We start from the raw sequence: 15,083 nt of genomic DNA on the forward strand, positions 1-15,083 counted from the left end.
GCAAGTGATTTTTTCTTCATGACAGGTTACTCCCTCCTTCTTAGTTGACAAGATTTTCTACATTAATAAATTATATAAAATACTCTATCACAGGTCAAACTTGTGGCTTACCAAACAAAGAACATCCCGTCATAACGAGAATGTTCTTTGTCTACGTTCAGGAGTAAACACCTTAAATCAGAAATATTGTGCACCATTGCTTGCGATAACTTCTTTGTACCAATGGAAGCTTTTCTTTCTCACACGACGAAGCGTTCCGCTTCCATCATTATTTCTGTCTACATAGATGTAGCCATAACGTTTTTTCATCTCTCCCGTGCCTGCGCTAACCAGATCAATTGGTCCCCAGCTGGTGTAACCGATCAGCTCAACACCGTCCTGAATCGCCTCCGCCATCTCGGCAAAGTGGCTGTTCAGATAGGCAATGCGATAGTCATCTTCAACCGTATCATCGTCCAGCAATACATCGGTTGCACCGAGACCATTTTCTACAATAAATAGCGGTTTGCCGTACCGGTCATGCAGCTGGTTGCATGTGATGCGAAGCCCTTTGGGATCTATGGTCCAGCCCCATTCCGATGCTTCAAGATACGGATTCTTCACCGAACCAAACACATTACCCTCTGTAGAGTTCTTCAGCACTTCAGGATCAGCACTTGTACAGCGACTTGCGTAGTAGCTGAAACCGATATAATCGACCGTATGCTGCTTCAAAATGTCGGCATCTTCCGGCTGCATATCAATGCGGATATTATTTTCTCTGAAAAACCGCTTCGTGTATCCCGGGTATTCCCCCTTGGATTGTACATCGATGAAAAAGAAGGATTCGCGATCCTTATCCATCGCCTTCCATACATCTTCCGGATGTGAGCTATACGGATAGACCATACCCGCTGCCAGCATACATCCAATCTGCGCACTCGGAATGATCTCGTGACAAGCTTTCACCGCCAGCGCACTTGCAACCAACTCGTGGTGAGCCGCTTGATACAAAACCTGTTCCTTGTCTTCACCTTCCTCAAGCACGATTCCTGCGCCGATATAAGGCAGATGAAGCAACATATTAATCTCGTTAAATGTCATCCAATATTTCACTTTATCTTTGTAGCGATTAAACAGTGTTTTTGCATAGGTCTCAAAAAAAGTGACCATCTTGCGATTTTTCCATCCGCCATAATTTTTCACCAGACTTACAGGTACATCAAAGTGGCAGATCGTTACGACGGGTTCAATGTTATGCTTCAGCAGCTCGTCAAAAACGTCATCATAGAACTGAAGTCCCGCTTCATTCGGCTCGGCATCATCGCCATTCGGAAAAATCCGTGCCCAGGCTACCGAAAGCCTGAGACACTTGAATCCCATTTCAGCAAATAACGCAATATCTTCCTTATACCGATGATAAAAATCAATCGCTTCATGTGAAGGATAAAACTCTCCTTCTTTGGGTTCAAATGAATCCAGGTTGCCGAGTGCAATCGGAAAACGATTCGCGCCAATCGGAATCAGGTCAACGGTTGTTAACCCTTTTCCTCCTTCAAGATAAGCACCCTCCAACTGATTGGCGGCTGTTGCTCCTCCCCAGAGAAAATTCTCCGGGAAGGACTTTAGTTGTTCAAACATTGAGGTATTCCTCCTATATTCGCGATGGGTGTTTACGATCGGATTCGTCAGATCAGATAAGAGCCTTTCAATTAGCTCAGTACAGTCAGCAGCTTATCCTGCTCGTTCACACTTGCCGTTTTGGTAGCGACAACATCCAGATAATTAGGAGTATTGGCAACAATAATTGGAGTAATTGTCTCATAACCTGCATCTTTGATCGCTTGAAGGTCAAACTCCATAATCAGATCACCTGCATTGACACGGTCGCCATCCTTCACATGTGCAGTGAAATGCTGACCTTTCAATTGAACGGTATCCTGACCGATATGAATCAACATCTCAACACCATCATCCGATACAAGACCGATTGCATGTTTCGTACGATATACCGTTTGTACAACACCTGTGATCGGAGATACAACTCTGCCGCTGACAGGACGAATCGCAATGCCTTTACCCATGTGCTCTCCTGCAAATGTAACGTCATTAATTTCTTTCAGTTCAACCACTTCACCCGCCATTGGGCTTACAATTTCAAAACGGTTGTTTGGATTCGGATCAAGAACAGGTGCCGGCGCAGCTGTTTTTTCAACTGGATCTTTGAAGCCAACAATATAAGTCAGGATGAAACCAAGCACAAAAGCAACCAGCGTTGAAACAATTGCCATGTAGAATGAGGAATCCAAACCGACTTCTTTGTTAATAAAAGTTGGATAACCGAATACGCCAAGTCCGCCAATCATATAAATTTTTGAACCAGCATATCCTAGAATTCCTCCTCCGATACCACCCGCAATACAGCTCATAATAAATGGTTTTTTCAACGGCAGTGTAACACCGTAAATAGCAGGCTCGGTTACCCCAAATATACCCGAGATAAATGCTGGAATACTAAGTGATTTGATCTTCGTATTTTTTGTTCTGAGTAATACCGCAAGTACTGCACCAATTTGAGCAAATGAAGCGGCAAAGGACATCGCGACAACTGGATCAGCGCCTGACGTACTGAGGTTGAGAAGCGCAACCGGAACCAGTCCCCAGTGAAGTCCGAACAATACGAATACCTGCCATAACCCGCCGATAATCAATCCCGTAACGATCGGACTCAATTCATAAATGTTGGTTGCTCCAGCACCAATCAACTGTCCTGCCCATGTAGAGATCGGACCAATAACGAGGAATGTTGCCGGAACAATAACCAGTAAGGTGAAGAATGGCACAAGGAATGTGCTTACTACTTTAGGAATTACGTTTTTAAAGAATCTTTCCAACCTTACAGCTACAAATGTAGCGATAATGATCGGAATAACGGATGAAGAGTACTCCATCAAAATAACGGGCATACCCAGGAACGTAATGTGAATCGGTGATTCGAACAATGTGCCCGTAAACAAGGTGTACAGTGGATCGCCTGTTTTAAGTCCGGCCAACGTCGGATATACGAGAGAAGCACCGATGGCCATACCGAGGAATGGGGAACCACCGAATTTTTTGATTGCCGTATAACCCAGGAAGATCGGGAAGAAATAGAACAGACAGTCTCCGGTTGCTTTCAGCAGCTGATACGTACCTGAATCCTGCGTGATCCAGCCGAAGGCCACAAACATCTCGTTGAAACCTTTGATCATCCCCGTTGCTGCCAGCAATCCCAGCAAAGGCGTAAATACACCCGAGATCATATCAATAAATCGACTGAACAATCCCACTTTTTTACCCGAATTATCCGCAGATTCCTCAACCTGTCCTTCCGTCGGGAAATTACCCGCTTTAACCACTGCTTTATATACATCAGGCACTTCATTGCCGATAACGACCTGATATTGCCCACCACTCTGCATTACCGTAATGACTCCCGGCAGATTTTTAAGTTCTTCCGTTTTGGCTACGCTTTCATCTTTCAGTTTAAACCGCAGTCTTGTCACACAATGAAATACGCTGTTTACATTCTCACGACCACCTACACGTGACAGAATGTCTTTTGCCAATTGATCGTAGTTGCTCATTGTCATTCTTCCTCTCTAAGTAGACTCCCCATGCCTGTGAAACAAATAAAACCTGAACTACTGAACAATCACAACGTACCGGAAATCCGGAAATCAGTCATGTTATTCAGCAATTCAGGTTTTGCCCTTAACGGTTGCAACCCTGTAAGGCTGTACACATTGGTATTTAATTAAAATGTTTGGCAAGCACTGAGATCAATCCTGGAGCCTTACAGCCGGAATTGCCTGATTGAACAGTTACAATCCGATTGATCGTGTATGCGCTTACTTCTTGGGATCATCATAGTACATCTGAACTACAATTGCAAGCACTTTTTTATTTAACTAAGTTAACCCGCATGATTATTCAGAAGTCGCATTGACTACTCTCTCGATATGAATGGTTAAATACATCATCTCTTCGTCAGTCAGTTGATAGGTGTAGTTATTTTCAATGAATTTTTTGATTTTTTCAGAGCACTTATGTGCGTCGGGATACTTTTTCTGAATCATCTGAAACAATTCGTCGTCATTGTTGCTCTTGTAGTGCTTGCCCTTTACCAGCCGCTGGGCGAAAAACTTCAGGTGAGTCACAAAACGAGTGTAATTCAGCGCATTTTCATCAAAGTCCATTTTGAAGTGATATTTGATAATGGTCAGAATCTCCTGCATCACCTGTGTCATGTTGCGAATGTTAGGCATCTCTTCGTTCAGTGCAGCATTCACAAAATGAAGCGCCATGAAGCCAGCCTCATCCTCAGGCAAAAGCACTCCAAATTGATCACAGATCATATTTAACGCCTCAAGTCCTACTTCATACTCGTCCTTGTACAGCTGCTTGGTCTCCCATAACAAGCCATTGCGAATCGGAAGGTTGTTGCGGTAGCGCTCAATAGCAAAATGAATATGATCTGTCAGATGCAGATAGATGCTGTCATTTAACTTTTTGCCCAGTTTCCGTTTGGCATAGTCTATGATCTCTTCAGACACTTTCATGTACTCAAGCGGTATACTCGCGATTAATGCCTTGAAGTTTTCCTGAATATCTTCATTCTGTAAAGTAAACACCTTGTCAACATGCTGGTCAGAGATCATATCGCCCGCCCGTTTCTGGAAAGCGATCCCCCGTCCAATAACAATAACTTCCTGTTCATCTTTGATGGCTACTACCGCATTATTGTTTAACACCTTCTCGATCTTCACTTCATCACTCCAATATACAGAAAAAGGCAAACCATACCTGCGCCTTGAGGTTTCTGGACATGCCCTAATCTCTTCAATGTGAACTATATGTGCGTTCATGGTATTACATTTTACTGCTGAATGCAACAGCAAAACACTCACTGTATGACATAAAAATCACATCCTGCCATCCACATAACAAAAATGCATACAAGGCAAATGGATTTTTAACATTTTATCAAAAGTATGTTGTCATCAAGGAACAATAGGTTATGTTTTTTTGTTTTTATTCTCCCGCTCTAGTTCCAGCTCAATTTTGCGATTGATGACATCCATTCTTTCCGATGGAATCCGATCTGCATTTTTATAATCCTGATCCATCTCATACTCCTCCAGCTCTTCTTTGTTCATTAATTTCAGATGGTTTTTGATTTCCTGAATATCCTCACGAATATATGACGTTTGGCGATAGTGATCAATGACCACCGCAAAGATGATGCCCCCAAAGATCATAGGACCATAAGGAAACAAAAAACATAATACTACACCTACCAGAAATAGCATAAAAAAGTACATCGTTCTCCTCCTCTTGGATGATCTGATGAGATGTAATAAACTACAAACCAAAATACTTCTGAATCAATCGTGCGGTTTGATCTGGACTTATATTTGTATTATTTATCCGAAGATAAGTTCATCATCTGTAATCTCACCCGGTTCGGAATTTAAACGGTTATAGTTCATGGAATCGAACAATTCCTGCTCAGACCAGACAAGATCACGTTTCGTCGGTTTATGCTGCAGTCGGTTCTCACTTTTGTTGCGCTCCAGCCGTTCAGATACTTCGGCCTCCAGGCTCTACGTAACTGAATAATCCGACCAGATGTTTCCCTCAGTTTCAACATGTTTCCTCCTCGCCAGATGTCTTTATGGGCTCAGCAGTACCGCGTGTTCATCCATAAATTCTATTTAATGGACATTTACTCATCATACCTTTTATGCCGCAAATAAAAAAGAGATTTCAAGTTCTCCGCAAAAGGAGCTTAAAATCTCTTTATACTTATTAACCTAATTCCCTTGCCCAATTAGACTAAAATTAACGACCGATGAGTACCCATCCCCACTTCAATCGGCGCAAGCCTACGGCACATAACCAGGAGAGCATCAGTGCAGCGATGTAAGATAATACAATACCCAAACTGAAATGACGGGCAAGATCATCCGTAAGCTCACGTCTCCAGAACAGCAGGATTAAAGGATGAATTAAAAAGATGCCAAAAGCTACAGTTCCCAGAGAGTCCATTAAACGAGCCGCCTTCTGTTCCTTCCGCCGTTTTCTTGTGCCCACTCGTTCGCTTACAATTAACAAGAGCAAACAAGCAGATAGTGTAAACGCATTGCGAATGATAAACAGGATCGTAAAGGTTAACGTTGGCCATTCCATCAAAGCTGTTTTGATGGTGTCAGTGGCATACATCGATACTGATCCTGCACCTAAAAGCACACCTAATAATAGATAACGGAAACGATTCATTTGTTTCATCATGGAATCAAAGTTCAGTCCGATCCATGCACCAAAGCCAATGACAATCAAATAACTCGGCAACAGGCTGCCGGTTCGTTCGAAATGAAATTGTAAATGCAAGGCGTAGAACAGCGCTTGCCCTGCAATAAAATACAGCGGCATATATCGCTTAAACCAAGGTTTTTTCGTCAAGGCAAGTAACCAGGGAAACACGATATAAAACTGAAGGATAATTAGAAAAAAGTATAAATGCGTATGAGCTGTGCCCAATATTAACTGCTGCACAAGCTGCATACTGTCTTCGATTGGTTCCTTGCCTGCCAGCCACTTTTTAATGACAAAATAAATGAAGGACCACGCAACGTAAGGAATGAATATGTAAAACATGCGTTTTTTGTAAAAAGAGCGCACCCAGCCCTTCTCATTCAGCTTCGCATTGTAGTTGTAAAACAACACCAGGGAAGATAAAAATAGAAAGGCTGGCACTGCAAATTGTAAAAACGTATTCCAGAAGTAAAACAGATCATGATCAAACGTATTCTTTGGATAATGCGCAACAGCTGTTGATGTTGCATGGATTGCCACAACTGCCATAATCGCAATTGCACGGTAGAGATCCAGATACTCTATGCGCCGTGGTCGATCAACCGGTTGACTCATACATATAACCTCACTTGTGACTGATAGTAGAAAGATAGTTTCCGGCTGCAATCCAGATTCCAAATCTTATTTTAATCAGCTGGCGAGGAGATTACAATCTTAATTTCTCGTATTTTCAGTAAACAAGGTTGAACTGTGTTTATGACCTTTTTCTTCAATGATGCTATAGATGAATCGATAGTTTCCAGAGCCTACAGTCAGGTCCACATGCATGCCCGAACTCTCCAAAACTTGAATCTCGGGAGAATCTTCAAGCAGCCTGCCATTTTCCATAATTGTTTGACGATCCGCATTAGGCAGACGCACTTCAGCTCTTGTATTGGCTGGAACCTGAACGCAGAGCTCCAGTACTCCATTCGCCTGCCGTTGCCAGCTGGACTGTACATTGCCATACATGCTCTCATAGCTTGCTTCTGCCCATTCCAGTCCCGGGCCCGGATGCGGCTTGATGTGTACTTTTTTAAAACCAGGCTCCTGCTCATCCGGCCGAATACCTGCTACGTAACGATATAACCACTCTCCAATAGCACCATAAGCATAGTGGTTAAACGAGTTCATATCAGCACTCCACAGACTTCCGTCCTCCCTCATGCCGTCCCAGTGTTCCCACACAGTCGTTGCTCCCTGGGTTACCTGGTAAAGCCAGGACGGGTAATCTTCCTGCAATAATAATTCATAAGCCAGATCATTCCTGCCCATATCGCTTAGTACCGGATTCAGATAAGGAGTACCTACAAATCCAGTCGTAAGATGGTTTTGTGTTTCTTTTAACAGTTCAGTCAATTGAGCAGCGGCACGAGTACAAGCTGATGTTTCCAGCAGACCAAACTGCAGTGCTAGTACATGTGCTGTCTGAGTGGGAACTGCAATTCTGCCTGCAGGAGTGACATATTCGTCTCGAAACGCCTTCACAATATTCCGATGCAGCTCATCATAATAATCTACATCCTGCAACTTGCCGAGTGCAGCCGCAGCTTTGCGAGTCAATGAAACTGAGTATGCGTAAAATGCCGTTGCCACATAATGAATATCCGTCGCGCCAACATAGCTGCCTGATTTAGAATCCAGTGCAAGCCAGTCCCCAAAGTGAAAGCCTGTATTCCAGAGGAAAGCATTCTCACCCTGCTCATAAATATACGTGACCCATCTCTGCATACTTTCATATTGCTCCTTGAGCAGTCGCACGTCACCATACATTTCGTATATAACCCATGGACAGATCACGGCCGCATCCCCCCATGCAGCTGAGGAATGACTTGTATCTCCCCAGCCTTGAGAGGTAGAGCTTCGCAGGTCTGGTACAAAAAACGGTACCCCCCCATCCTCACCTTGCTCTGCTCGCAGATCCCGAAGCCACTTCGTAAAAAAGGGGGCCGTGTTCATCAGATATGCGGAGGTTCTGATAAACATTTGTGCATCCCCCGTCCACCCCAGCCGCTCATCCCGCTGCGGACAATCCGTGGGTACGTCAAGAAAATTCCCTTTCTGTCCCCATACAATATTATGATGGAGCTGATTGACCAGTGAGCTGGAGCAAGCAAAGTCGCCTGTACGATCCATGTTGGAATGCAGTACAACTCCCGTAAACTGATCCAAAGTAACCTTTTCCGGAAAACCAATTAATTTTACATAACGGAAGCCCTGAAATGTAAAGTGGGGTTCATATGTCTCCACCCCCTGACCATGAAGGGTATATCGGATCCTTTGCTTTGCAGCACGAAGATTGTCAACATAAAAATTCCCTTCGTGATCCAGAATTTCGGCATGGTGCAGCTCAACCGTCTGCCCTGCATTGCCCTCAATGCTGAATCTCATCCAGCCTACCATGTTCTGTCCCATGTCCAGCACCCGTTCCCCTTGCGGTGTTGTCAGCAAAGCTGCCGGTTGGAGCTGCTCCATCTTCGTAACAGGCACATTTTCCTGCGCAACGATCATGTTCCTGGGATAGGCAAGAACCTCAACTGGTGACCATTCACATCGGGACTGATCCCCCCAGTCACTCTCCATACGCGCATCATAGGTTTCCCCCATATAAATATCCGACATGCGTATGGCACTGGGTGCAGCAGACCACTCTTCGTTCGAACCGATCACTTCCTCAGACCCGTCAGCATATCGAATATGAAGCTCCAGTAATAGTGCAGATGTGGAACCAAAAATCTCCCGTTCTTTATTCCAGCCAAGATATCCCCGATACCAGCCATCCCCAAGGTAAGCTCCAAGCACATTGTCTCCAGACTGAAGCTGATGGGTAACATCATAAGTTTGATATTGCAAACGCTTACTATACGTAGTCCAGCCTGGCGTAAAATAAGCATCACCTACCCGAGCATCATTCAGATGTAGCTCATACAGTCCTAGTGCCGTAGCGTAAATTCTTGCAGCGAGAACAGGTTTCACAATCTGAAAGCACTTCTGCATACGTGGACAGGAAGTGTCAGGTTCACTGGATATGCTGGCTGTAATCCACTCCCCGGTCCATTCCGTGCTGTGTTCCATGCGGCCCATCTCAAAAAAAGCGGTATCCGACCACTCTGATGCTTCTTCGACTGTATCCCGAACCCGAACCCGGTAGTAATACCTTGTTCGGGCAGCAGGTTGAAAACCTTCCAGCTCGACATGAACGGACTGGTCTGATTCCAACTCTTGTGTATCCCATACAATAACTGCAAAATCGGGTGCATGAGACAGCTGAACCTGATAAGACAACTGCATACAGTTCCTTTGATCCGATTCCAGTTTCCAGCTCAGTCGGGGTGACCGGACATCCAATCCTATCGGATTCATTCGATATTCACAGCGAAGGTCATTAACCTTTAACATATTGTGCTCATCCTCTCCATTATGGCTTCCGTTGGCAGGTTACGATATAATTATATTAATTCTTTCGTGTGAAATGTCCGGTAAAACGGACTGTTTCATCCGCCAATACAGCCATCTGTTCGAAGGAGAGACTGTAAATGAAAATGTCTGTGGAACTATTGAAAAGCGAATCCTTTCTGAATCTTCCGTTGCAGTTATTCGTCAATCGGTGCTCTGAGAACTTTGTGATGCCTTTTCATACCCATGATTTCATTGAATACAGTTACGTTGCAGAAGGTAAAGGTTTTCACCATATCGGTGATGATATTGTGCCTGTCAACAAGGGCATGTTATTTGTCATTCCTGTCGGAATCCCTCATGTCTTTCGGCCTATAAGCACGGATGCAGCAAAAACCCCCTTGATTATCTACAACTGTTTGTTTAATTCAGAATTAATACATTCACTGAAACACATTCTTCGGGATGAGTACCTCATTCAGCATCTGATGGATCTGGAGCAGAACCGGCAGCATTATGTTTCCGTAACAGATCATTCCGGTCGTTTGGAAGAAACAATGATACAGTTGTACCGTGAATTTTCTGTTCCCGGTCCAGGTTCTCTTGCCATGTTAGAAACGCTGGTTAGCCAATTAATTATTATTACTTACAGACAGAATCAACAGGAGAACGATCAGAACTCCGCTCACAATCCTCCCGTCCCTCATGACATGGAAGCCATGCTTCTTTATCTCAGGCAGCACCTCAGTGAACGCATTCAAATGAAAAATTTGGTACAGCTATCCCGGTGGAGTGAAAAGAAGATCGGAAGAATGTTTATCCGCTATACCGGACAGACATTCGGATCATATTTTCAACATCTACGCATTCAAAAATGCTGTGAACTGTTAAAGCAAACCGACCATAAAGTAAGTATGATCGCTGAAATGGTTGGCTATCAGGACATGGATTCCTTTCATGCTGCCTTCAAAAAAATAACAGGTGAGACTCCGCTAGCTTATCGCAAAAAATCCAGAGTATAACTTTCTACTCTGGATACGTTAGTACCGTTACATGTTAAATATGAAGACCTTGAGGCTGTAAAAGCTCATCAATGTACAGTTTCGCATCTTTCCAGGAAGACATTTGCGGAAACCCGTAGTGCTCGAGCTGCTGCTTGTTCCATGGATGCGGGATGCAGATCACTTTCCGTCCGCTCTCAAAAGCCGGAATCAAATTATGCGGTCCGTCATCAATCAAAAGATCGAAGGCCAGCAGATTTTTGCGTTTGCACGTTATAAACTGTTCAAGCGTAATAAACGGCATGTGTTTCTGCAGCCAATTCCACTTTTCCAGGACCGTTTTGGGCTCTGCCGCAGTCACAATAATCAGGTCATACGCCTCGTTGATCTTGCTCAATTCTTCCACCACGTACTCGTCATAAAGCTCGAGCTCCTCAAACAGACCAGGCCGGCCATAGAACACTTCATGTGTACTTTCCGGGTGACGCAAATGGGTAGTATCCCAGTGCACCATATCTTCATACTGAAGCGGGTGGCTCGGGTAACTGATATTGTTATGGTATATCGCCCGTTTGACCAGATGACAGATCGTGTCATCCATATCCACGGCAATCATAGGTTTTGTCATCGTTATTCCCCCCTGATACGAACACAGTATACCACTTCGTCTGCTATATCGTCATTCATTTTTCATGTATATAAATACAAAAAAAGCTCTGCTTCGCGGCAAAATACCACGAAGCAAAGCTGATTCGTCCCATATCAATCCAGATTCTCGCCGTTTGAAGCAATTACTTTCTGATACCAGCCGAAGCTTTTTTTCTTGAATCGGTTCAATGTCCCTTTTCCGTGATCATCCTGATCTACATAGATTACACCATAACGCTTGGACATTTCCGAGGTGGATGCACTGATAATATCAATGGCTCCCCAATTCGTATAACCCATCAGTTCTACACCATCCATGACAGCTTCCTTCATTTGTGTAATGTGTTTACGGAGGTAGTCAATCCGGTAATCGTCCTGAATGGAGCCGTCCTGCTCGAGCTTGTCCTTAGCGCCGAGTCCATTTTCCACAACAAACAGGGGTAATTGATAACGATCGTACAGTTCCTTCAGTGCAATACGCAGTCCAACCGGGTCCAGCTGCCATCCCCATTCCGTACGCTCCAGGTTCGGGTTTTTGATCGTACTGTACAGATTCCCGCCTGTAACCCCATAATCCTCAGGATTCACCGCAGATACGAGAGACGTATAATAACTAAATGAGATAAAATCTACGGTGTGCTCACGTAATATTTGCTCGTCGTCAGGCTCCATAACCACGTTAATTCCGTGATCTGACCAGTAGCGATTCATAAATGCCGGATAACTTCCGCGAACTTGTACATCCGTGTGCAGCAGGTTGAGCTGATTGTCGATTTGAGCTTGCAGCACATCATCCGGATTCGATGTAGCCGGGTAATGGATCATACGGGCCAGCATACAACCAATCTGAAAATTCGGGTTAATCTGTCGTGCTTTCTCCGTCACCAGACTGCTTGCAACAAACTGATGATGAAGCGCCTGATAAGAAGCCTGCATGACGTTCTGCACCCGATCCTCAATAATGCCTCCGCCTGTAAAAGGCTCTATAATCGTTGTATTGATTTCGTTGAACGTCAGCCAGTATTTCACCTTATCTTTGTAACGGTTCATGACAGTCTCCGCATATCGCACAAAATGAGCAATGACCTCGCGGCTTGTCCAGCCATTATACTTCAGCACAAGCGACATCGGCATCTCGTAATGGGAGAGGGTGACCAATGGCTCAATATTGTACTTGCGAAGCTCGTCGAATACCTCATCATAAAAACGAAGTCCTTCTTCGTTGGGCTGCTGATCATCACCATTCGGAAAAATGCGCGGCCAGTTGATCGACAGACGGAACGTCTTGAAACCAAGCTCGGCGAACAGGGCGATATCTTCTTTGAAACGGTGATAAAAATCAATGCCATACCGCTTCGGATAACCCTCCGCACTGTGATGTGCCATCGCTTTCTCGACCTTGGCAGTTGTCACATGCATCAACTCACGCAGATTCGTATAATCCTTTTTCTCAAAATAAGGAACCATGTCTGCCGTAGACCAGCCCTTACCGCCGGCATCAAATGCCCCTTCGGCCTGGTTGGCAGCAATAGCACCGCCCCACAGAAAACCTTCGGGAAACCCTTGTCGATTGTTCATATCCATCTCTCCTTATTACAAATTCGCTGTCAAAACCTTCTCACCCATCTGTATATCTCCCGGCTGTACGGGAACGATCTCTCGATAGTCCGCTGTATTGGTCACAACCATGGCGGTTGTAATATCGTATTGCTTCGCGATTTCATCCAGGTCAAAGGTTAACAAAAGATCACCAGCTTGTACGCGTGCTCCTGTTGCGACATGAGCTTCAAAATATTGTCCGCGCAGCTTCACCGTGTTGATGCCAACATGAATGAGCAGCTCCATGCCCTCATCACTGCGGATAACAATCGCATGTTTGGTTTTGAACACATTCATTACGGTGCCTGTAACGGGAGACACCAGTTCACCCAAGGAAGGAACAAACGCAACACCTTTCCCCATCAATTCATCACCAAAAGTCGGATCATTCACTTCTTGCAACGGAATGCTTTTTCCCGTCATCGGAGCATAAGCCATAGCATCTCCCGTTGGTGAAGGAACACCGAGATCATCCGTATTGACAGTTGATGCATCTTTGGCTGCCGTTTCTGCAGATGCATTAGACGCACCTGGCGTGAATCTGGCCAGTTCCTCGGCGTCACCTTGTTCTTCCTTGATCCCGAACAGGATGGATACAATCGTACCTACAACAAATGCGATAATCATGCCCCCGAAGGAATACAGGAACGTTTGTCCAACAAGAGATGGCAATCCTGGAAGTCCGCCATTACCTGCGAGTACATATGCTTTCGCGCCAAAAGCCAAGGCGAAGCCGCCCCCTACTGCACTCCCGATCATCGCAGCCGCAAATGGCTTTTTGTATTTCATATTAACCCCGTACATTGCCGGTTCGGTTACCCCCATCAGAGCCGTGAAACTTGTGGACAGGGCAACCGTTTTGAGTTTCTTATCTTTGGCACGGAAAAACACACCGAGTGTTGCGCCAGCTTGACCCATGTTTGAAATGAACGTCAAAGGCAGGAATTTGTCAAAGCCTAATGTAGCAATGTTACTCAAAATGATGGGTACCAGCGCATAGTGCATACCTGTCATGATAATCAATGCCATGGCACCGCCCAGTACGATACCGGCGATCAAGCCACCTTCGTTCAAAAGCCAGTTAATACCACCGGACAAACCGTTACCAACAAATGTACCCAATGGACCAATCGCAATCAGTGTAACTGGAACCATGATTAGGAGCGTAATCAGTGGCACAAGCAAGAGCTTGAGCGCGGCGGGGATGATTCGATCCACCCATTTCTCAACATAAGACATCAACCATACTGCCAGTAAAATCGGAATAACGGATGAAGCATAACTTACGGCTGTTACCGGAATGCCAAGAAACGCAACCGATTCTCCGCCGGAGAGCAGGGTTCCCATGTCGGGATACATTAACGCCGTACCCAGCGCAATCGCCACAAATGGATTGCTGCCAAACTTGCGTGCAGCGCTGACGGCAATCAACAGAGGCAAGTAATGAAATACACCGTCGCCGATGGCGGACAGGATGCGATACGTATCTGTTCCCGCAGACATCCACTCGAGCGAAACGAACAGAGCAAGCAGCCCCTTCAGCATACCTGCGGCCGTAATGGCCGGGAGCATGGGAGCAAACACACCTGCAATCGTTTCGAAGATGTTCAGGATCACATTTTTACTTTTTTCCGGTTTAGGCTGCTTGTTGTCTGCGTTTTGCTGAATGGACGGTTCTTCCTTCACCATCGCATCAAATACTTTGGACACATCATTCCCGATAATGACTTGGAACTGATCCCCCGAAATGTTGGTGCCCATCACTTTATCCAGCTGTTTCAGCGCAGTGTTGTCGACTTGATCATTGCTTTTCAGATCAAATCGCAGCCGGGTAACACAGTGATATACCGAGTTGATATTGTCTTTTCCACCAACAGCTTTGATGATTTGCTGTGCCGTGTCTTGATGTTTCATCTGATTTCCTCCTTATTTTCCCCATAAAAAAAAACCCGAACAAAACTACGCAGAGGTACCTGCGTACTTTCATTCGGGTATTGCCTGATTGAACAGTAACAAGCCCATTGAATATGAAACTGTAAGATGTGACGCTCAACCGCGCCTCCT

General features: G+C 45.0%; 10 protein-coding genes. 1 reads left to right on the forward strand and 9 read right to left on the reverse strand.

Annotated features, from left to right (window positions below; genetic code table 11):
* Window positions 1-177: 177 nt before the first annotated feature.
* The 6 genes from ACQSGY_RS10565 to ACQSGY_RS10590 all read right to left on the reverse strand — a co-directional run bounded on the left by ACQSGY_RS10565 (window position 178) and on the right by ACQSGY_RS10590 (window position 9,774).
* Window positions 178-1,620: a 6-phospho-beta-glucosidase gene (locus ACQSGY_RS10565; protein ID WP_427051859.1), complete on the reverse strand. Its 1,443-nt coding sequence runs from the start codon at window positions 1,618-1,620 to the stop codon at window positions 178-180.
* A gap of 71 nt (window positions 1,621-1,691) precedes the next feature.
* Window positions 1,692-3,605 (reverse strand): beta-glucoside-specific PTS transporter subunit IIABC, encoded by a 1,914-nt coding sequence (locus ACQSGY_RS10570; RefSeq protein WP_427051860.1) that lies wholly within the window; start codon window positions 3,603-3,605, stop codon window positions 1,692-1,694.
* 342 nt (window positions 3,606-3,947) lie between these two features.
* Window positions 3,948-4,787 (reverse strand): BglG family transcription antiterminator LicT, encoded by an 840-nt coding sequence (gene licT / locus ACQSGY_RS10575; RefSeq protein WP_427052033.1) that lies wholly within the window; start codon window positions 4,785-4,787, stop codon window positions 3,948-3,950.
* Between the two features lie 249 nt (window positions 4,788-5,036).
* Window positions 5,037-5,342: a hypothetical protein gene (locus tag ACQSGY_RS10580; protein WP_427051861.1), complete on the reverse strand. Its 306-nt coding sequence runs from the start codon at window positions 5,340-5,342 to the stop codon at window positions 5,037-5,039.
* Window positions 5,343-5,862: 520 nt separating this feature from the next.
* Complete coding sequence (locus ACQSGY_RS10585) at window positions 5,863-6,951, reverse strand: acyltransferase (RefSeq protein WP_427051862.1); 1,089 nt, start codon at window positions 6,949-6,951, stop codon at window positions 5,863-5,865.
* Window positions 6,952-7,050: 99 nt separating this feature from the next.
* Entirely contained in the window at window positions 7,051-9,774 is a 2,724-nt protein-coding gene (locus ACQSGY_RS10590) for a family 78 glycoside hydrolase catalytic domain (RefSeq protein WP_427051863.1), read from the reverse strand.
* Window positions 9,775-9,911: 137 nt separating this feature from the next.
* On the opposite strand from ACQSGY_RS10590, the gene ACQSGY_RS10595 reads away from it, so the two are divergent.
* Entirely contained in the window at window positions 9,912-10,793 is an 882-nt protein-coding gene (locus ACQSGY_RS10595; RefSeq protein ID WP_427051864.1) for a helix-turn-helix domain-containing protein, read from the forward strand.
* 34 nt (window positions 10,794-10,827) lie between these two features.
* On the opposite strand, the gene ACQSGY_RS10600 is transcribed toward ACQSGY_RS10595, so the two are convergent.
* The 3 genes from ACQSGY_RS10600 to ACQSGY_RS10610 form a co-directional block, all read right to left on the reverse strand.
* Window positions 10,828-11,400 (reverse strand): 5' nucleotidase, NT5C type, encoded by a 573-nt coding sequence (locus tag ACQSGY_RS10600; RefSeq protein WP_427051865.1) that lies wholly within the window; start codon window positions 11,398-11,400, stop codon window positions 10,828-10,830.
* Window positions 11,401-11,534: 134 nt separating this feature from the next.
* Entirely contained in the window at window positions 11,535-12,998 is a 1,464-nt protein-coding gene (locus ACQSGY_RS10605; protein ID WP_427051866.1) for a glycoside hydrolase family 1 protein, read from the reverse strand.
* 15 nt (window positions 12,999-13,013) lie between these two features.
* On the reverse strand, window positions 13,014-14,933 hold the full coding sequence (locus ACQSGY_RS10610) for a beta-glucoside-specific PTS transporter subunit IIABC (RefSeq protein WP_427051867.1): 1,920 nt from the start codon (window positions 14,931-14,933) through the stop codon (window positions 13,014-13,016).
* Between the last annotated feature and the right edge of the window lie 150 nt (window positions 14,934-15,083).

The sequence above is a fragment of the Paenibacillus sp. TC-CSREp1 genome (genome assembly GCF_050171015.1).
In the GTDB taxonomy this organism is placed as follows: Bacteria; Bacillota; Bacilli; order Paenibacillales; family Paenibacillaceae; genus Paenibacillus; species Paenibacillus silvae.